Genomic DNA, 17279 nt, shown 5'->3' with positions numbered 1-17279 from the left:
GCGATGGCCGCCGTCAGCGTCGTCTTGCCATGGTCCACGTGGCCGATCGTGCCCACGTTGACGTGAGGCTTGGTCCGTTCGAATTTACCTTTTGCCATTTTGAATCTCCAAAGAGCAATGCCTGTGTTGGGGTTTAACGTCTGCACCCGATTGCTGGTTCGTCCCGCACAGGGCAACAGGACGGCACCGGGTCGCAGATTGCAAGAATTTTGCTACTGTTTTAATAGCTGCTAGCGCTTTATAGACAAGCGCCAGCAGCCAATTTGACTCAAAAAAAGAGGAAAGGCTGCCCAGGGCAGACCTTTCACTCGACGCGCTTACTTGGCGCGTGCAGCCATGATGGCTTCGGACACGTTGCGAGGCGCTTCGCTGTAGTGCTTGAATTCCATCGAGTACGTGGCGCGGCCTTGCGTCGCGGAACGCAGCGAGGTCGAGTAGCCGAACATTTCCGACAGCGGCACTTCGGCGCGGATGGCCTTGCCACCGCCCGGGATGTCGTCCATGCCCTGGACCATGCCACGGCGGGAGGACAGATCGCCCATCACCGTGCCGGCGTAGTCTTCAGGCGTTTCCACTTCCACGGCCATCATGGGTTCCAGGATGACGGGGTTGGCCTTGCGGCAGCCTTCCTTGAAACCGAAGATGGCAGCCATCTTGAACGCCAGTTCGTTCGAGTCCACATCGTGGTACGAACCGAAGTGCAGCGTGACCTTGACGTCCACCACGGGGTAGCCGGCCAGCACGCCTTGCGTGACGGCTTCGTTGATACCCTTTTCCACGGCCGGGATGAATTCGCGAGGAACCACACCGCCCTTGATCGCGTCGACGAACTCGATGCCCTTGCCGGCTTCGTTGGGTTCGATCTTGAGCACGACGTGACCGTACTGGCCCTTGCCGCCGGACTGGCGCACGAACTTGCCTTCGGCTTCTTCCACCGTCTTGCGGATGGTTTCGCGGTAGGCCACCTGGGGCTTGCCCACGTTGGCTTCCACGCCGAATTCACGCTTCATGCGGTCCACGATGATTTCCAGGTGCAGCTCGCCCATGCCGGCGATCAGCGTCTGGCCCGATTCTTCGTCGGTCTTCACGCGGAAGGATGGATCTTCTGCAGCCAGGCGCTGCAGCGCGATGCCCATCTTTTCCTGGTCGGCCTTGGTCTTGGGTTCCACAGCCTGCGTGATCACAGGCTCAGGGAACACCATGCGCTCCAGAATGATCTGAGAGTCGATGTCGCTCAGCGTTTCACCGGTCGTCACGTCCTTCAGGCCCACGCAGGCAGCGATGTCACCGGCGCGGATTTCTTCGACTTCCTGACGCTCGTTAGCGTGCATCTGCACGATACGGCCGATACGTTCCTTCTTGCCCTTGATGGGGTTGTAGACGGTGTCGCCCTTGCTCAGAACGCCGGAGTACACGCGCACGAAGGTCAGCTGGCCCACGAACGGGTCGGTCATCAGCTTGAATGCCAGGGCCGAGAACTTCTCGTTGTCATCCGCCTTGCGGGTGACAGGCTTTTCGTCTTCGTCCGTGCCGGTCACGTCAGGAATGTCCGTCGGTGCTGGCAGGTAGTCGATCACGGCGTCCAGCATGCGCTGCACACCCTTGTTCTTGAAAGCGGTACCGCACAGCATCGGGTGGATTTCCGTGGCGATGGTACGCGTACGCAGGCCGAACTTGATCTCGGCTTCGGAGAGGTCGCCCTCTTCCAGGTACTTGTTCATCAGCTCTTCGGAGGCTTCGGCAGCGGCTTCCACCATCTTCTCGCGCCATTCCTTGGCGGATGCGACCAGGTCGGCTGGAATTTCTTCGTAGGTGAACTTCATGCCCTGCGAGGCTTCATCCCACAGGATGGCCTTCATCTTGAGCAGGTCGACCACGCCGGTGAACTTGTCTTCGGCGCCGATCGGGATCACCACGGGCACGGGGTTGGCCTTCAGGCGCAGCTTCATCTGCTCGTAGACCTTGAAGAAGTTGGCACCGGTACGGTCCATCTTGTTCACGAAGGCCAGACGGGGCACCTTGTACTTGTTGGCCTGGCGCCAGACGGTTTCCGACTGGGGCTGCACTCCACCCACGGCGCAGTACACCATGCAGGCGCCGTCGAGCACGCGCATCGAACGTTCCACTTCGATCGTGAAGTCCACGTGACCGGGGGTGTCGATGATGTTGAAGCGGTGCTCTTCGTAGGAGTTGTCCATGCCCTTCCAGAAGCAGGTCGTGGCAGCCGAGGTGATCGTGATGCCGCGCTCTTGTTCCTGCTCCATCCAGTCCATGGTGGCAGCGCCGTCGTGCACTTCACCAATCTTGTGGCTCACGCCCGTGTAGAACAGGATACGTTCGGTGGTCGTGGTCTTGCCAGCGTCAATGTGGGCCGAGATACCGATATTGCGGTAGCGCTCGATGGGAGTCTTGCGAGCCATGGTGGATCCTTGGATGGGTCGTGTTATTCAGGGGAAGGGCCCAGCATTGTGGCGCTGCGACCCGTCAATTTTGTGACCGCCTCAATCGCCACAAGGCTGCAGGCAAGAATGCCGGCAGCCTTGCGCTTGGCGACGAGGGCAGTTCGTCGATTTAGAAGCGGAAGTGGCTGAATGCCTTGTTGGCTTCGGCCATGCGGTGCACTTCGTCACGCTTCTTCATGGCGCCGCCACGGCCTTCGGTGGCTTCGAGCAGCTCGTTGGCCAGACGCTGGGCCATCGACTTCTCGCCGCGCTTGCGGGCGGCTTCCTTGATCCAGCGCATGGACAGGGCCAGGCGACGGACAGGGCGCACTTCGACGGGCACCTGGTAGTTGGCACCGCCCACGCGGCGGGACTTCACTTCGACCATGGGCTTCACGTTGTTGATGGCAACGGTGAACGCTTCCAGAGGGTCCTTGTCAGGGTGCTTCTTCTCGATCAGTTCCAGGGCGCCGTAAATGATGCGCTCTGCAACTGCCTTCTTGCCGCCTTCCATGATCACGTTCATGAATTTGGACAGCTCTACATTGCCGAACTTGGGATCCGGCAGGATTTCACGTTTGGGGACTTCGCGACGACGTGGCATTTTTCACCTCTATCTTTGCTTCAGTTGGCATCTTTTCAGACACCGCGAGAGCCAATCAGGACTCCCACTTACTCGACCCGCGCAGAACACCTGCGTTTGGGGTCACTACGCTGCATCACCGCGCCACGCGGGAGACAGCACCGAAAATTCTGTTGTGCAAAAGCGCAGGGCTTACTTGGCCTTGGGCTTCTTGGCACCGTACTTGGAGCGCGATTGCTTGCGGTCTTTCACGCCTTGCAAGTCGAGCGAACCGCGCACGATGTGGTAACGCACACCGGGCAAGTCCTTGACACGACCGCCGCGAACCAGCACCACGCTGTGTTCCTGCAGGTTGTGGCCTTCACCGCCGATGTAGGAAATCACTTCGAAACCGTTGGTCAGGCGAACCTTGGCGACCTTCCGCAGAGCGGAGTTAGGCTTCTTTGGCGTCGTGGTGTACACACGGGTGCACACGCCGCGGCGCTGGGGGGAGTTCTCCATCGCAGGGCTCTTGGACTTGATCTTTTCGACCTCGCGCCCCTGACGGACTAGTTGATTGATGGTTGGCATGAAATACGTCCCTAAACGTAAAAAACGAAAACGTGAAACCCTTCGGAAATTCCGAAAAGCCTTCTAATGTAGCAGCAAGGGTGTAAAGAGGCAAGCCGCAGCGGCTTTCTCAAAAAACCACGCCACACGGATGGCCTGAACCTGCCATTGCCGACGGCCGTCGAAAGCGCACGGCAAATGTGAGGGCAGCCGTGCAAGGGCCGCCCCGCCGCACTGGCTGCGTCCCCCTTCCCGAATGGTGCAGCCATTCGAGAGGAGGGGTGAAGGCGCGAAAGCGCCTCAGGGGGTTGCACCCTATTTAATCCACAGCCGGATCGCATCCCAGGCCCGGCCCAGGATCCCCGCCTGATCCACGCCTTCGAGCGCGATGAGGGGCACCTCGGCCAGGGCCTGCTCGCCCAGCATCACCTTGAGGTGGCCGACGGACTGGCCCTTGGTGAACGGTGCCACCAGCGGGTCGGGCCGCGCGATCTGCGTGGTGATCTTGCCTGCGCTGCCCGAGGGCACCGCCACGACGATGGCTTCCTCGCGGCCGATCTTGAGGGTGTTTTCCGTGCCCTTCCAGACGGCGGGCGTGGCCACGGGCTTGCCGGCCTCGAACAGCTTGACAGCCTCGAACGCGGTATAGCCCCAGTTCAACAGCTTCTGGCTTTCATTCGCACGCGCATTTTCGCTGGCGGCCCCGAGCACGATGGACAGCAGGCGGCGCTGGCCCACGCCGGGGAATTCACGCTTGGACGTGGCCACCAGGCAGTAGCCCGCAGCAGCGGTATGGCCGGTCTTGAGCCCGTCCACCGTCGGGTCGCGGAACAGCAGCGAATTGCGGTTGCTGCCGTTCGACGCGGGGGTGCCGGGGTAGCTGTACTGCTTGGTGGAGTAGTAGTGCATGTACTCCGGGAAGTCCTTCATCAGGCGCATGGCCAGCACGGAAAGGTCGCGCGCGGTGGTGGTGTGGCCGGGTTCGGTGAGGCCTTCGGGGTTCTTGTAGCTCGTGCCCTTCATGCCCAGTGCCTGGGCCTGGTCGTTCATGAGCTTGACGAAGTTCTCGGCCGTGCCGCCCACGCCTTCGGCCAGCGCCATGGTGGCGTCGTTGCCCGACTGCACGATCATGCCCTTGATGAGGTCTTCCACCGGCACCTGCATCTTGGGGTCGATGAACATGCGCGAGCCGGGCATCTTCCAGGCGCGCACGCTCACGGGCAGCTTCTGCTCCAGGGATATCTTCTTGGCGCGCAACGCATCAAACACCAGGTAGCCGGTCATGAGCTTGGTGAGCGAGGCCTGCTCGACGGGAGCATCGATGTCCTTGGCCGCGAGCACCTGGTTGGCGGTGACATCCACCAGCAGGTATGTGCGCGCGGCGATTTCGGGAGGTTGTGGCGCCTGGGCAAAGGCCCCGAAGGCGGCAGGGGCCACCGCAGCAAGGACGGCCAGGGATCGCAGCGCGGACAGGATTCGTTTCATGGGGCAATAGGGGGCTGGAAAGGCTCGAGGAAAAAAGGGAATGAAGAAGAAAGACGGGACAGGAAGGCGCGGCGGCGTGGCCTGCCGCGGCCGGGGCGTTTCAGCCCCCCGACCGCAGGTGGCGCACCACCAGATTTTTCAAAAGCGGCAATTGTCCGTGAAAGAAATGGCCGCCCGCGGGAATGACTGTGACAGGCAGTATCTGGGGCCGCGCCCAGTCCATCACGGCGGAAAGCGGCACGGTGTCGTCCTGCTCGCCATGCACGACCAGGGTCTGCAGATGGGCGTCGGGGGGCACCGGGGCGACGGTGAAGCGGCTGGCTGCGGTGCCCACCAGCACCGCGTGGTCCACGCGGCCCTGCGGCCAGAGGGCGGCCAGCGCGTGGCTGGTGACGAATGCGCCGAACGAAAAACCCGCCAGCGCGATGCGCGGCCCCGCGTCGCCCGCGGGCGCCACCTGTTCCACCACGGCCAACAGGTCCTGTAGTTCGCCCCGGCCTTCGTCGTGCACGCCTTCGCTGCCGCCCACGCCCCGGAAGTTGAAGCGCACCGCCGTCCAGCCGCACTGCACGAAGGCGCGCGCCAGCGTCTGCACCACCTTGTTGTCCATGGTGCCGCCAAAGAGGGGATGGGGGTGCGCGATGATGGCCACGCCCCGGGGAGGCGCACCGCCGTCTGGCGCGGCGGCATCGCGCACGGCCTCGATGGCGCCAGCGGCGCCGGACAAGCTCAGGCGTTCGGTTTGGGCATTCACGAATTGCTACTCAATCAATAGCTGTTAGCGCACGGCAGTCGTGCGCCAGCGGCTGAAATCATTCCAAAGTCCAGGATGGAGGCGCTTTCAGCGCCCGAGTTCCGCCGGTGGCACCAGGCGTTCCACGATCTGGCCATTCTTGAGGTGCCACTCGACGATCTCGTCGATGTCGGCATCGTCGACATAGGTGTACCAGGTGCCTTCGGGGTAGACCACCGCGACGGGGCCGGCCGCGCAGCGGTCCAGGCAGCCCGCCTTGTTCACGCGCACCTTGCCGGCGCCCGCCAGGCCGGCCGCCTTGACCTGCGCCTTGCAGCGGTCAAAGCCCGCCTGCGCGTTGTGGTGGGCGCAGCTGTCTTCGCCGTTGGTCCGGTCGTTCAGGCAGAAGAAGATGTGGCGCTGGTAGTAGCCGGGCGCTGCGGCCGGCGAGGGGTTGGTGTCGCTCATCCGCCCATTTTAGGTTTGCGACTCGCGCCGGGACACGCGCAACAGCACATACAGCAGCGTGGCATAGGGCCACAGCCAGCCCAGCCACTGGCCCAGGCCGTAAAAACGGATGAACCGGCCCTGCTCCCAGATCTGCAGCGTCTGCGCGAAGTAGGCGCTGGTGGGCGCCTGGTTGAGCAGCGCCAGGTGCCAGACCAGCGCGACCAGCAGCACGGCCGCGCAGGCACGCCGGGGCAGCGCCAGCAGCAGCAGCGCCAGCGCCAGCGCACCCCACACGCCCACGCGCGTGGGCAGGCCCATCCACTCCCAGGCATGCACGGGCCCCCAGCTCAGGGCGGCCGACAGCGCGGTGAGCGTGACGCCCACGGCCACGACCCCCAGGGCAAACAGCGCGCGCCGGCCCACGGAGCGGATCACGCAGTAGCCCAGCAGGCAGGGGGTCAGCAGGCCCAGCGTCACGCACAGGAGCTCGCCGCTGGGCGAGAGCGGGTCGAACGCGGCGTCGCGCAGCGGAAGCCATTCCAGGAACGGGGTATCGGCCAGCAGCTCGATGAGCGCGGCCTCCAGCCGCTCGAGCACCTGGCCCAGCCCGAACGGCACGGCCGCCGGGAACAGCAGCGCCAGGGGCCACAGCGCCAGCAGCACGATGGCGCCGCTGGCATCGGCGACGAACCAGCGCCCCCTGAAGTCGCTCCAGCGGTCGATGGCGCCCGCGCGCTCCAGCAGCGCGGCACTCAGCGCCCCCGCCAGCGCCCCCGCCGCGTTGAGCAGCAGGTCCAGGTTGGAGGGCACGCGCCGGGGCAGGTAGATCTGCAGAAACTCCATGGCCAGCGACAGCAGCACGCCCACCAGCGTGGACAGCAGCACCGCGCCGCGCCGCCAGCCCGAGCGCAGCATGGCCAGCACCAGCAGAAAACCCAGCGGCGCATAGCCCACGACATTGGTGGCGATGTCGAAGCCCGTCCAGTACGGCGGCGGCAACGGCGCCAGCAGGAACACCAGGGGATCGATGCCCTGCGCGCGCCACCCGTCGAACGGGAACAGGCTGGCGAAGACGATCAGCGCCGTGTAGATCAGCGCCAGAGGCCAGGCGGAGGTCTTGTGCATGCCGTCTCAGCCATCCATGGCGCCATGCATCACCCATGCCCCGCAAGCACGGGCGCGGTAGAGGGCAGGGGCGCCGCGCGGGGCCCGGCCACCGCAGCGGGCCGGTAGAGGGGACCAGGGAGAAGGCGCGCGGCGCCGCAGGGAGCTGCCCACTTCAGAACGGCTTGACCACCACCAGCACCACGGCGGCCAGCAGCAGGACCACCGGCACTTCATTGAACCAGCGGAACCACGCATGGCTCCTGCGGCTGGTGCCGTTGGCCAGCTTGCGCAGCAGCACACCGCAGGCGTGGTGGTAGCCGATCACCAGCAGCACCACCGCCAGCTTGGCGTGCATCCAGCCGTTGCCCGGGCCGCGCCCGATGCCATAGCCCATCCACAGCCACGCGCCCAGCGCCAGCGCGGGCACGGCCAGCAGCGTGGTGAAGCGCAGCAGCTTCCTGGCCATGAGCAGCAGGCGGTCACGCTCCGCGGCCGAGCCCGGCGCCACCATCGCCAGATTGACGAAGATGCGCGGCAGGTAGAAAAGGCCGGCAAACCAGCTGGCCACGAAGACGATGTGAAAGGCTTTGACCCAGAGCATGGGGGCAGTTTAAGGGCCCGCACCATGCCGCCGGGGCCACGCCAAAAAAAAGCCCGGCAAATCCGCCGGGCCGGGAAAGCCTGTTTTGCATCGCTGCAATCCAAGGCCCCGCTCAGGGAGGGAAAGCGGGGGGCAGCAAGCCGCCCGGCGCCAATTTAGCACCGGGCAAGAGGTGTTACAAGCGGCATTTCCAGGGCGCGGCGCTGCGGCGCCAGCGTTTGGCAACGGGCGCTCCGCCATGCCAGTGCACCCGTGGATCCGGCTTTGCCGGTCCACCGGGTGCGTCCCCCTCTGGGGGAAGCCGCGCAGCGGCTCAGGGGGATAATCTTCACATGCATCTCCAAAGCCCCGCCCCCTTCCCCCAGAACCGCCCGCGCCGCCTGCGCCGCGATGCCTTCACCCGCAATCTGGTGCGTGAGAACGCCGTCACGCCGCACGACCTGATCTACCCCGTGTTCGTGCACGAGGGCCAGGGCCGCAGCGAGGCCGTGACCTCCATGCCCGGCGTGGACCGCCTGAGCCTGGACCTGCTGCTGCCCGTGGCCGAGGACTGCGTGCAGCTGGGCATTCCGGTGCTGGCGCTGTTTCCGGCCATCGACCCGGCGCTCAAGACACCCGACGGCAAGGAGGCGCTCAACCCCGACGGCCTGATCCCGCGCGTGGTGCGCGCCCTGAAGAAGGAATTTCCGGCCCTGGGCGTGATGACCGACGTGGCGCTGGACCCGTACACCAGCCACGGCCAGGACGGCGTGCTCGACGACACCGGCTACATCATCAACGACGACACGGTGGAGATCCTCACCGGCCAGGCGCTCACGCACGCCGAGGCGGGCGTGGACATCGTCGCGCCCAGCGACATGATGGACGGGCGCATCGGCGCCATCCGCGAGGCGCTGGAGGTGCAGGGCCACATCCACACCCGCATCATGGCCTACAGCGCCAAGTACGCCAGCGCCTTCTACGGCCCCTTCCGCGACGCGGTGGGCACGCGCGGCGCCTTGGGCAAGGCCGACAAGAACGTCTACCAGATGGACCCCGGCAACAGCGACGAGGCCCTGCGCGAGGTGGCCATCGACATCGCCGAGGGCGCCGACATGGTGATGGTCAAGCCCGGCATGCCCTACCTGGACATCGTGCGCCGCGTGAAGGACGAATTCAAGGTGCCCACGTTCGCCTACCAGGTGAGCGGCGAGTACGCCATGATCAAGGCCGCCGCCGCCAATGGCTGGCTGGACCACGACGCGGTGATGATGGAGTCGCTGCTGGCCTTCAAGCGCGCGGGCGCCGACGGCGTGCTGACCTACTTTGCGCGCGATGCCGCGCGCTTGCTCCGAAAATAAGAGCTGCTAGCGCTTGATGGACAGGCGCCAGAAGCACTTTTTATTGCCACCCGGGGTCGCATGCGCATTTTTCACATCCACAGCGGCAGCGTGCAGGAGCTGGCCGAGCTGCCCACGCAGATGCCTGCCCAGGGCTTTGTCTGGATCGCCTGCGCGCGCCCGGCCTTCCAGGCGCGGCTGGCCGAGATCCAGGCGAGCCTGCAGGCCCTGGTGGGGCTGCAGCTGGTGGACCTGCATGTCTCCGACCTGCTGAACGCGCAGCTTCCCTCGCACTACGACTACACCTCCCAGTACGATCTGCTCGTGTTCCGCCGGCTGGCCACCGCGCAGGGCGGCGGCCCGGAGGCCGAAGCGGGGCAGCCCGGCGACGCCGCCTCCCCGCTCAGGCGGGCCGGTCCGCCGGTGCTGCGCCGCATCGACACCAGCCCCGTGGGCTTCGCGGTGTTCGACCAGCTGCTGCTGACGGTGCACCCCACGGACTGCGCCGTGCGCGATGCGTATGCCGCGCGCCTGCTGGCCGCCACGCCCGCCCCCGCGAGCGAGGGCCGCAGCAGCCCCGTGCCCGGGGCGCGCCGGCCCACCAGCCCGGCCGACCTGATGCTGCGCGTGGTCAACCTCATGGTGGACGGCTACCTGGACCTGCGCCGCGAACTCACGCGCCAGCTGGACCACTGGCAGACCGAACTGCTCAAGCCCCGCGCCCGCTACGTGAACTGGAGCTCGCTGCTCGAGGCGCGGCTGGCGCTGCACAAGCTCGATGAAATCTGCGAGGACCAGCGCACCGCCGTGCAGGACTGGATCGACGCACTCGAAACCTGGGCCCTGCCCGACACCCCCGCCGGCCTGCGCGAGCTGGACCTGCTCAAGGTGCGCAGCCGCGACGTGCTGGAGCACATCGAGCGCGTGGTGCACCACGTGCGGCGGCTGGAGCAGAGCACGGAGACCGCCGTGCAGATGCACTTTTCCGTGCAGAGCAACCGCACCAACGACATCATGCGCACCCTCACGGCGCTCACCGCCGTGTTCCTGCCGCTGAACCTCATCGCCGGCATCTTCGGCATGAATTTCGAGTTCATTCCGCTGATCCACAAGGCCAACGGCTTCTGGTGGGCGATGGGCTCGATGGCGTTCATCGCCGTGGCGCTGGTGCTGGTGTTCTGGCGCAAGCGCTATCTGGCGCGCACGAGCAGGTAAGGGAGCGCGCCTGCCCGCCGCCGTCAGACGAAGGGTTCGGCCAGCGCCTCGTTGAACAGCACCCGCTGCACGGCCGGGCGCTCCAGCATGCGCCGCAGGTACGGCCCCAGGTGGGGACGGCTGCGGGCCGGCGCGGTGCGCTGGAAGTTGCGGGTCCAGCGGCACAGCGTGAACACGTAGGCGTCGAGCGCGCTGTAGCCCGCGCCCAGGAACCACGGGCCCCCGTGGCGGGCCAGCTCGGCGTCCAGCTGCGCCAGCAGGCCGTCGATGCGCAGTTCCGCGTGGCGCTGCAGCTCCAGCATGCCGGCCTCATGGCCCTCGTCCACCCAGCGGTGGGGATAGAAGTACACGATGAGCGTCGCCTGCAGCGTGTTGGTGAGCCACATCAGCCACTTGTAGAACTGCGCGCGCTGCGCCGTGCCCAGCGCGGGCGCCAGGGCCGCGGCGGGGTGGGTGTCGCACAGGTGCAGGGTGATGGCGGCCGTCTCGTAGAGCACCAGGTCCCCGTCGGTGAGCACGGGCACCAGCCCGTTGGGGTTGAGCCGCAGATAGGCGGGCGCCTGGTGGGCACGCTGGCCGATGTCCACGGGCACGCGCGCGTAGGGCGTGCCCAGCTCTTCAAGCAGGATGTGCGGCACCATGGCGGCGCTGCTGGGGGCGTGGTGAAGCTCGAGCATGGTGTTGTGCGGGAGGGGACCGGTGGCCTGAAAAAGAGGAGGATGCGCGGACCGCGCGGGGATCGATCAGGGCCGCGCCACGCCGAACAGGCCGGCGCCGTTGTCCCACGCGACCTTGCGCGCCACATCGGCGGGCAGGCCGCCCAGCCAGGTGCGGTAGCCCTGCATGAGGCTTTCATAGTGCTGCCAGCGCTGGTTCACCCAGGTGTCGGAGCCCACGACAAAACGCGTGGGGTACTTGAGCAGCAGCGCGCGCCACGCGGGGCACAGCTGGTCGTCGTCGCACACCAGGCCCGGCCGGTACGAGAGTTCGCCCACGAGGCCGGGGTAGCGCGCGAGCAGCGCGTCCACCCGCTCGGCCGGCGCGCCGCCGATGCCCGTGTGCGCCCAGATCAGGCGCAGCTTGCGCCCTTGCGTGGGGGTGTGCGCCATGAGCTTGTCGATGGCCACGTCGTCCACATGGGCCAGCACCACCAGGTCGCGCTCCTCGGCCAGCGCCATGAGCTTCCTGGCCACCGGGCCGTCGGCATTGGCGCTGTCGTACAGGTGGAACTCGCCGATGCCCCGGTACGGCCCGGCCGCCGTGCCGCGCGCCAGCTCGGCCTGCACCATGGCGTAGATGCTCTCGTCGGCGAACCAGCCGGTGTAGTCGGCGCGGCTGCGGTACAGCCGCACGAAGGGCACCACGGCGACGCCGGCCTCGCGCGTCTCGCGCAGGCCGGCCAGCGTGAGCGAGCCGGTGTTGGGCCGGGAGTTGGCCACGATGGCCCGCACGCCGCTTTTCTGCATGCGGCCCAGCACGTCGGCCGGCGGGTGCGGGCCGTTCTTGCCGTCCCACGCCTCTTCGTTGTAGTGCAGGTGGGCGTCGAACAGCGGCCCGGGATAGTCGGCCGCATGAGGCTGGACCCCAAACGCTATCAAACCGAAAGCTACCAGCGCCTTACCAGCAAGCGCCAGGTGCCAAAAAGGCTTCATGCTCTGAAGCGGGGCGGCCATGGTGCCGCCCCTCAGGCGAGATGTTTGTCGAAGAACGCCAGCGTGCGGTCGCGCGCGGCCATGGCCGAAGGCTCGTCGTAGCTGCCGCGCTGGTCGCAGTTGAAGCCGTGGTCGGCGTCGTAGATGTGGACCTCGACCTCGGGATGGGCGCGGGCAAATGCCTGCACGGTGTCGAGCGGGATGTAGTGGTCGCGCTGGCCGAAGTGCGCCAGCACCGGCACCTGCGGGTGGCGCGCTGCTTCGTCGGCTGAGGTCATGCCGCCGCCGTAATAAGGCACGGCCGCCGACAGCCCGCTCAGCGTGCAGGCCGCGCGCCAGGTCAACAGGCCGCCCCAGCAAAAGCCCACGATGCCGACCTTGCGGCCGCTTTGCTGCGCGGCGTAGTCGATGGCGGCCTGGATGTCGGGCATCACGCCTGGCGCGGGCAAGGCCTCGACCGCGGCCTTCAGACCCATGCCGGCCTTCATGTCGTCGCCGGTGTAGCCCATGTCCACATCCTGCTGCACGCGGTGAAACGTCGATGGTGCGACGGCCAGGTAGCCGCGCGCGGCAAACCGGTCGGCCACCGCGCGGATGTGCGAGTTCACGCCAAAAATTTCCTGCAGCACCACAATCGCACCGCGCGGCGCCGCATCGGGCTGCGCCACCCAGGCGGGCACGGCGAGACCATCGCTTGATGTCAGATTGACGAATTGACCCATGGCATTGACTCCTTGCTGCGTTGATGGACTGATGTGTGACTCGGGGGCATGCGGCCAGCGCGGGTGCCGGGGCTCCCCCACGCGCCGGTCCCGGCGCCCGCTGAACGCGCCATTCTGGCCGCTGAGCGGACCTCTGTTCAAATGCGGGCCATTTTCAGAGGAGTCCTTGCAGTGACCCACACCCACAAAGTAGCACTGATCACCGGAGGGTCGCGCGGCATCGGCGCGGCCACCGCCCGGCTGGCGGCGCGCCAGGGCTGGGCCGTGGCCGTCAACTACGCCCGCGACGCGCACGCCGCCGAGGCCGTGGTCGCCGCCATCGCCGCCCAGGGCGGCCGCGCCCTGGCGGTGCAGGCCGACGTGGCCGACGAGGCGCAGGTGATGGCCATGTTCCGCACGGTGGACGCGCAGCTGGGCCGCCTCTCGGCCCTGGTGAACAACGCCGGCGTGGTGGACGTGCCCGCGCGGGTGGAGGCGATGGGCGTGGCGCGCCTCAAGCGCATGTTCGACATCAACGTGATCGGCAGCTTCGTCTGCGCGCGCGAGGCCGTGCTGCGCATGGGCACGCGCCACGGCGGGGCCGGCGGCAGCATCGTCAACGTGTCCAGCGCCGCCGCGCGGCTGGGGGCGGCGGGCCAGTACGTGGATTACGCGGCCGCCAAGGGCGCGATCGACACCATGACCCTGGGGCTGGCGCGCGAGGTGGCCGCCGACGGCATCCGCGTGAACGCCGTGCGCCCCGGCCTGATCGAGACCGACATCCACGCCAGCGGCGGCCTGCCCGACCGCGTGCGCGACCTCTCGCACCAGGTGCCCATGCTGCGCGGCGGCACGGCCGAGGAGGTGGCCGAGGCCATCGTGTGGCTGATGTCGCCCGCCGCCAGCTACACCACCGCCACGCTGATGGACGTCTCGGGCGGGCGCTAGAGCGCTGCTGTGCAGCATGCGCGGGCGCCAAACCGCGCCAAAAACACCGCATACTCGCGCACAGCAGCCCGGCGGCGGCGCCTGTGCGCTGCCTTGCCGGGCCCAGCCCGATCCACCGCCCTGCCCCCTGCCTCCCGGAGCGCCCTGATGGACCTCAAACCCCTGATCACCCTGCTGGCCATCGTCAACCCGCTGGCCATCGTTCCCTTTTTCATCCACTACACGCAGGGTTTCTCGTACCCCCAGCGGCGGCGCACCATCCAGGTGGCGAGCTTCAGCGTGTTCTGCGTGATCGCCGCCTGCGCCCTGCTGGGCCTGCAGATCCTGGACTTCTTCAACATCTCGCTGCAGAGCTTCCAGGTGGGCGGGGGCATGCTGCTGCTCATCAGCGCGATGAACATGCTCAACGCCCAGCCCGCCGAGGCCAAGCCCAGCACGAACGAATACGAGGAAGGCGCCGAGAAGGCCGCCGCGGGCAGCAGCATCGCCGTGGTGCCCCTGACCATCCCGCTGCTCACCGGGCCGGCCAGCATGTCCACCGTGGTGATCTACGCCGACCGCGCGCAGACCTTCTGGCAGCATGCCGCCCTGGTGGGCTACGGCGTGGTGATCGCCCTGGCCACGGCCGTGTGCTTCGCGCTGGCCGACCCGATCGCGCGCGTGCTGGGCAAGACCGGCATCAACGTGATGACCCGGCTGATGGGCCTGATCCTGGCCGCGCTGGCCGTGGAAGTGATGGCCGACGGGCTGGGCAAGCTCTTTCCCATCCTCATCTCCCGCTGAGATGGAGCACCCCCTGAATCGCCTTCGGCGGCCTTCCTGGCCGCGACCGTGCCAGTTTCGTATGCCGCGGGTGTCTCGCAGCACGAGGGGCGACTAGGCATGTCTGCAAGGCTTCTGCTGCTGGAGGACGACCCCGCCATCGCCCGCACCGTGGCGTACGCACTGGAACGCGACGGGCTGTCCGTGACGCACAGCCTGCTGGTGCACGACGCGCGCCAGCAGATGCTCTCGCACCGCTTTGACCTCCTGGTGCTGGACGTGGGCCTGCCCGACGGCAGCGGGCTCGACCTGCTGCGCGATGTGCGCGGCGCTCCGCAGACCGCGGCCGTTCCCGTGCTCATGCTCAGCGCCCATGGCGAGGAGATCGACCGCGTGCTGGGCCTGGAGCTGGGCGCCGACGACTACCTGGCCAAGCCCTTCAGCCCGCGCGAGCTGGCGGCCCGCGTGAAGGCCCTGCTGCGGCGCGCGGGCACCCGCCTTGCCGCGGCGCCCACCGCCACGGCCAGCCCGTTCCATGACGACGAGGCCGGGCAGCGCATCAGCCTGCACAGCCAGGCCCTGCCGCTGACGCGGCGCGAATACCGACTCCTGTCGTGCCTGCTGCGCGGCGCGGGCCGCATCCACTCGCGCGATGCGCTGCTGGCCGCCGCCTGGGGCGACGACAGCGACAGCACCGACCGCACGGTGGACACGCACATCAAGACCCTGCGCGCCAAGCTGCGCGAAGTGGACCCGGCGCGCGAGTACATCAGCACGCACCGCGGCATGGGCTACTGCCTTGACGTCTGAAACCAAATGGGCCACTGGCGCTTGCCCATCAAGCGCTGACAGATATTGTTCTTGAAGCAGACCCCACAGATCCATGCGCCTCGGCATCCGCCTGCTCTTTGCGTTTTTCCTCATCAACGGCATCGCCGCGTTCTTCGTGCTGCGCGTGTTCATGGCCGAGATCAAGCCCAGCGTGCGCGAGGTGATGGAGGACATGATGGTGGACACGGCCAACATCCTGGCCGAGCTGGCCAGCGAGGACCTGGCGGCCGGCCGGCTGTCCGACGGCACGGGCCAGCACAGCCCGTTCGCGCAGCACGTGCGCCGCTATGCAAGCCGGCCCATCGACGCCGCGATCTGGGGTTTCTCCAAGCAGTCGCTGGACTACCGCATCTACGTGACCGACACCACGGGGCGCGTGCTGTTCGACTCCGAAAACCGCGCCATCGGCGCTGACTATTCGCGGTGGCGCGACGTGGCCCGCACGCTGCGCGGCGAGTACGGCGCGCGCTCCACGCGCGACGTGGAGGGCGACGACACCAGCGGCGTGATGCACGTGGCGGCCCCCATCTACGTGAACAATGAGATCGCCGGCGTGTTGACCGTGGCCAAGCCCACGCGCACCGTGCAGCGCTTCATCGACCGCGCCGAGCGCAAGGTGTTCATGGGCGGGCTGCTGCTGCTGGCGCTCTCGGCCGCCGTGGGCGTGGCCGTGACGCTGTGGATGGTGTGGAACGTGCGCCGCCTGCGCGACTACGCCCTGAGCGTGCAGGGGCCGGCCGACGGCGAACACCGCGACCCCGACACCCCGCCCATGGCGGCCCTGGCCGTGCCCCAGGTGCCCGGCGAGCTGGGCGACCTGGCCCGCGCCATGGACCGCATGCGCGCCCGGCTGGAAGGGCGCGACTACATCGAGGGCTACGTGCGCGCCCTCACGCACGAGCTCAAGAGCCCCGTGGCCGCCATCCGGGGCGCGGGCGAACTCCTGCAGGACGACCTGCCCGCCGCCGACCGCGCCGAATTCGCCACCCAGGTGGTGCAGCAGAGCGAGCGCCTGCAGCGCATCATCGACCGGCTGCTGGAACTGTCCAAGCTGGAGCAACGCCAGCACGCCGAAGGCCGCGCGCCCGTGGCGCTGCACGACTGCGCCGAGGCCGCCATCGCCCAGACCCGCGCCCGCGCGGGGCAGCGCGGCATCACGCTGGCGCTGCAAGGGCACGGCACCAGCGGCCCGTGGGAGGCCGAACTGGTGACGCTGGCGCTGACCAACCTGCTGGACAACGCCATCGACTTTGCCCCGCAGGGCAGCACCGTGCAGGTGGAGCTGGAAGGCAGCTGCGTGGCCGTGCAGGACAGCGGCCCGGGCGTGCCCGACTACGCGCTGCCGCGCCTGGGCGAGCGCTTCTTCACCACGGCGCGCCCGGGGGGCGAGCGCAGCGGCTCGGGCCTGGGCCTGGCCATCGTGCGGCGCGTCATGGCGCTGCACGGGGGGCAGCTGGTGGTGCGCAACACCGCACCGGGGCTGCGCGCCACGCTGGACTTTGCCGCGGCCTAGCTCCGCTGGCGCAGGTGCACGGCCACCCCCGCCACCAGCAGGGCCAGCGCCACCGCATCCACCCGCACGACCACGGCCAGCGGGGCGCCCAGGCCGCTGCCCCGCTGCAGCCACGCCAGGAGCAGAAAGGACACCACGCTCACCAGCCCCGCCACCAGGGCCAGCCGATGGAGTCCGGGGCGCATGGCGGCATACCCCATGAAGGCGGCCAGCAGCCCGAACAGGACGGCCCGGTGCCGCAGCAGCAGCTCCAGCCCCGCATCCGGCACCGGGGTGCCGTACAGCTGCGCCAGCCTGCCCGCCCCCAGCACCCCCACCACGGGCAGGGCGTGGACCACCGCCACCACCCCCAGAATCACCGCGACCACATGGCGCATGCCAGCCCCTTT

19 protein-coding genes are annotated in these 17279 nt (G+C 67.7%); 6 read left to right on the top strand and 13 right to left on the bottom strand.

What is annotated here, in order from left to right:
• The 9 genes from AC07OC_RS13500 to AC07OC_RS13460 form a co-directional block, all read right to left on the bottom strand.
• A partial coding sequence (locus AC07OC_RS13500) for a GTP-binding protein (RefSeq protein WP_233151794.1) occupies window positions 1-98 on the bottom strand: 98 nt, incomplete at its 3' end.
• Between the two features lie 219 nt (window positions 99-317).
• Window positions 318-2420, bottom strand: a complete 2103-nt coding sequence (fusA, locus tag AC07OC_RS13495) for an elongation factor G (RefSeq protein WP_218296707.1) — start codon at window positions 2418-2420, stop codon at window positions 318-320.
• 151 nt (window positions 2421-2571) lie between these two features.
• Window positions 2572-3045 (bottom strand): 30S ribosomal protein S7, encoded by a 474-nt coding sequence (rpsG, locus tag AC07OC_RS13490; RefSeq protein ID WP_005798541.1) that lies wholly within the window; start codon window positions 3043-3045, stop codon window positions 2572-2574.
• Between the two features lie 171 nt (window positions 3046-3216).
• Window positions 3217-3594, bottom strand: coding sequence for a 30S ribosomal protein S12 (gene rpsL / locus AC07OC_RS13485; RefSeq protein WP_007851137.1), 378 nt, complete (start codon window positions 3592-3594; stop codon window positions 3217-3219).
• Window positions 3595-3888: 294 nt separating this feature from the next.
• On the bottom strand, window positions 3889-5058 hold the full coding sequence (locus tag AC07OC_RS13480) for a D-alanyl-D-alanine carboxypeptidase family protein (protein WP_218339102.1): 1170 nt from the start codon (window positions 5056-5058) through the stop codon (window positions 3889-3891).
• Between the two features lie 100 nt (window positions 5059-5158).
• On the bottom strand, window positions 5159-5812 hold the full coding sequence (locus AC07OC_RS13475) for an alpha/beta hydrolase (RefSeq protein WP_218339103.1): 654 nt from the start codon (window positions 5810-5812) through the stop codon (window positions 5159-5161).
• A gap of 87 nt (window positions 5813-5899) precedes the next feature.
• Window positions 5900-6259 (bottom strand): (2Fe-2S) ferredoxin domain-containing protein, encoded by a 360-nt coding sequence (locus AC07OC_RS13470; RefSeq protein WP_494601419.1) that lies wholly within the window; start codon window positions 6257-6259, stop codon window positions 5900-5902.
• 9 nt (window positions 6260-6268) lie between these two features.
• The gene (locus AC07OC_RS13465) at window positions 6269-7366 is read right to left on the bottom strand and encodes a VanZ family protein (protein WP_369641147.1); all 1098 of its coding nucleotides are present in this window, start codon (window positions 7364-7366) and stop codon (window positions 6269-6271) included.
• A 154-nt stretch (window positions 7367-7520) separates the two neighbouring features.
• Complete coding sequence (locus tag AC07OC_RS13460; protein ID WP_218296702.1) at window positions 7521-7949, bottom strand: CopD family protein; 429 nt, start codon at window positions 7947-7949, stop codon at window positions 7521-7523.
• A gap of 332 nt (window positions 7950-8281) precedes the next feature.
• Between AC07OC_RS13460 and hemB the strand changes: the two genes are divergently transcribed.
• Window positions 8282-9289, top strand: a complete 1008-nt coding sequence (gene hemB / locus AC07OC_RS13455) for a porphobilinogen synthase (RefSeq protein ID WP_492808091.1) — start codon at window positions 8282-8284, stop codon at window positions 9287-9289.
• 60 nt (window positions 9290-9349) lie between these two features.
• Window positions 9350-10483, top strand: coding sequence for a magnesium transporter CorA family protein (locus tag AC07OC_RS13450; protein ID WP_369641145.1), 1134 nt, complete (start codon window positions 9350-9352; stop codon window positions 10481-10483).
• Between the two features lie 23 nt (window positions 10484-10506).
• On the opposite strand, the gene AC07OC_RS13445 is transcribed toward AC07OC_RS13450, so the two are convergent.
• The 3 genes from AC07OC_RS13445 to AC07OC_RS13435 all read right to left on the bottom strand — a co-directional run bounded on the left by AC07OC_RS13445 (window position 10507) and on the right by AC07OC_RS13435 (window position 12857).
• Window positions 10507-11160: a glutathione S-transferase family protein gene (locus tag AC07OC_RS13445; RefSeq protein ID WP_218296699.1), complete on the bottom strand. Its 654-nt coding sequence runs from the start codon at window positions 11158-11160 to the stop codon at window positions 10507-10509.
• Window positions 11161-11226: 66 nt separating this feature from the next.
• Window positions 11227-12156 carry an amidohydrolase family protein gene (locus AC07OC_RS13440; RefSeq protein ID WP_255590915.1) on the bottom strand — a complete coding sequence of 310 codons (930 nt, stop codon included), beginning with the start codon at window positions 12154-12156 and terminating at the stop codon, window positions 11227-11229.
• Between the two features lie 11 nt (window positions 12157-12167).
• Window positions 12168-12857: a dienelactone hydrolase family protein gene (locus AC07OC_RS13435; RefSeq protein WP_218296698.1), complete on the bottom strand. Its 690-nt coding sequence runs from the start codon at window positions 12855-12857 to the stop codon at window positions 12168-12170.
• A gap of 171 nt (window positions 12858-13028) precedes the next feature.
• Here AC07OC_RS13435 and AC07OC_RS13430 point away from each other — a divergent pair, with 171 nt between their 5' ends.
• The 4 genes from AC07OC_RS13430 (at window position 13029) to creC (ending at window position 16890) form a co-directional block, all read left to right on the top strand.
• Complete coding sequence (locus tag AC07OC_RS13430; protein WP_370627736.1) at window positions 13029-13784, top strand: SDR family oxidoreductase; 756 nt, start codon at window positions 13029-13031, stop codon at window positions 13782-13784.
• A gap of 147 nt (window positions 13785-13931) precedes the next feature.
• A complete protein-coding gene (locus AC07OC_RS13425) occupies window positions 13932-14567 on the top strand; it encodes a MarC family protein (RefSeq protein ID WP_218296696.1) in 636 nt (211 codons plus the stop codon).
• Between the two features lie 99 nt (window positions 14568-14666).
• Window positions 14667-15356: a two-component system response regulator CreB gene (creB, locus tag AC07OC_RS13420; RefSeq protein WP_218339105.1), complete on the top strand. Its 690-nt coding sequence runs from the start codon at window positions 14667-14669 to the stop codon at window positions 15354-15356.
• A gap of 73 nt (window positions 15357-15429) precedes the next feature.
• Window positions 15430-16890, top strand: a complete 1461-nt coding sequence (gene creC, locus AC07OC_RS13415) for a two-component system sensor histidine kinase CreC (RefSeq protein WP_218339106.1) — start codon at window positions 15430-15432, stop codon at window positions 16888-16890.
• On the opposite strand, the gene AC07OC_RS13410 is transcribed toward creC, so the two are convergent.
• Complete coding sequence (locus AC07OC_RS13410; RefSeq protein WP_218296693.1) at window positions 16887-17267, bottom strand: phosphopantetheine adenylyltransferase; 381 nt, start codon at window positions 17265-17267, stop codon at window positions 16887-16889. The genes creC and AC07OC_RS13410 overlap by 4 nt on opposite strands.
• Between the last annotated feature and the right edge of the window lie 12 nt (window positions 17268-17279).

This window comes from Acidovorax sp. GW821-FHT10E04 (assembly GCF_059415185.1).
Note: the sequence above shows the minus strand (reverse complement) of the source record. Positions and strands in the feature narration are given on the sequence as shown.

Coding starts and splice junctions, on each gene's coding strand:
- AC07OC_RS13440 (WP_255590915.1), bottom strand. CDS start 12,156: ATGGCCGCCCCGCTTCAGAGCATGAAGCCTTTTTGGCACCTGGCGCTT.
- AC07OC_RS13460 (WP_218296702.1), bottom strand. CDS start 7,949: ATGCTCTGGGTCAAAGCCTTTCACATCGTCTTCGTGGCCAGCTGGTTT.
- AC07OC_RS13465 (WP_369641147.1), bottom strand. CDS start 7,366: ATGCACAAGACCTCCGCCTGGCCTCTGGCGCTGATCTACACGGCGCTG.
- AC07OC_RS13445 (WP_218296699.1), bottom strand. CDS start 11,160: ATGCTCGAGCTTCACCACGCCCCCAGCAGCGCCGCCATGGTGCCGCAC.
- AC07OC_RS13435 (WP_218296698.1), bottom strand. CDS start 12,857: ATGGGTCAATTCGTCAATCTGACATCAAGCGATGGTCTCGCCGTGCCC.
- rpsG (WP_005798541.1), bottom strand. CDS start 3,045: ATGCCACGTCGTCGCGAAGTCCCCAAACGTGAAATCCTGCCGGATCCC.
- AC07OC_RS13480 (WP_218339102.1), bottom strand. CDS start 5,058: ATGAAACGAATCCTGTCCGCGCTGCGATCCCTGGCCGTCCTTGCTGCG.
- fusA (WP_218296707.1), bottom strand. CDS start 2,420: ATGGCTCGCAAGACTCCCATCGAGCGCTACCGCAATATCGGTATCTCG.
- rpsL (WP_007851137.1), bottom strand. CDS start 3,594: ATGCCAACCATCAATCAACTAGTCCGTCAGGGGCGCGAGGTCGAAAAG.
- AC07OC_RS13410 (WP_218296693.1), bottom strand. CDS start 17,267: ATGCGCCATGTGGTCGCGGTGATTCTGGGGGTGGTGGCGGTGGTCCAC.
- AC07OC_RS13450 (WP_369641145.1), top strand. CDS start 9,350: ATGCGCATTTTTCACATCCACAGCGGCAGCGTGCAGGAGCTGGCCGAG.
- AC07OC_RS13425 (WP_218296696.1), top strand. CDS start 13,932: ATGGACCTCAAACCCCTGATCACCCTGCTGGCCATCGTCAACCCGCTG.
- creC (WP_218339106.1), top strand. CDS start 15,430: ATGCGCCTCGGCATCCGCCTGCTCTTTGCGTTTTTCCTCATCAACGGC.
- hemB (WP_492808091.1), top strand. CDS start 8,282: ATGCATCTCCAAAGCCCCGCCCCCTTCCCCCAGAACCGCCCGCGCCGC.
- creB (WP_218339105.1), top strand. CDS start 14,667: ATGTCTGCAAGGCTTCTGCTGCTGGAGGACGACCCCGCCATCGCCCGC.
- AC07OC_RS13470 (WP_494601419.1), bottom strand. CDS start 6,259: ATGAGCGACACCAACCCCTCGCCGGCCGCAGCGCCCGGCTACTACCAG.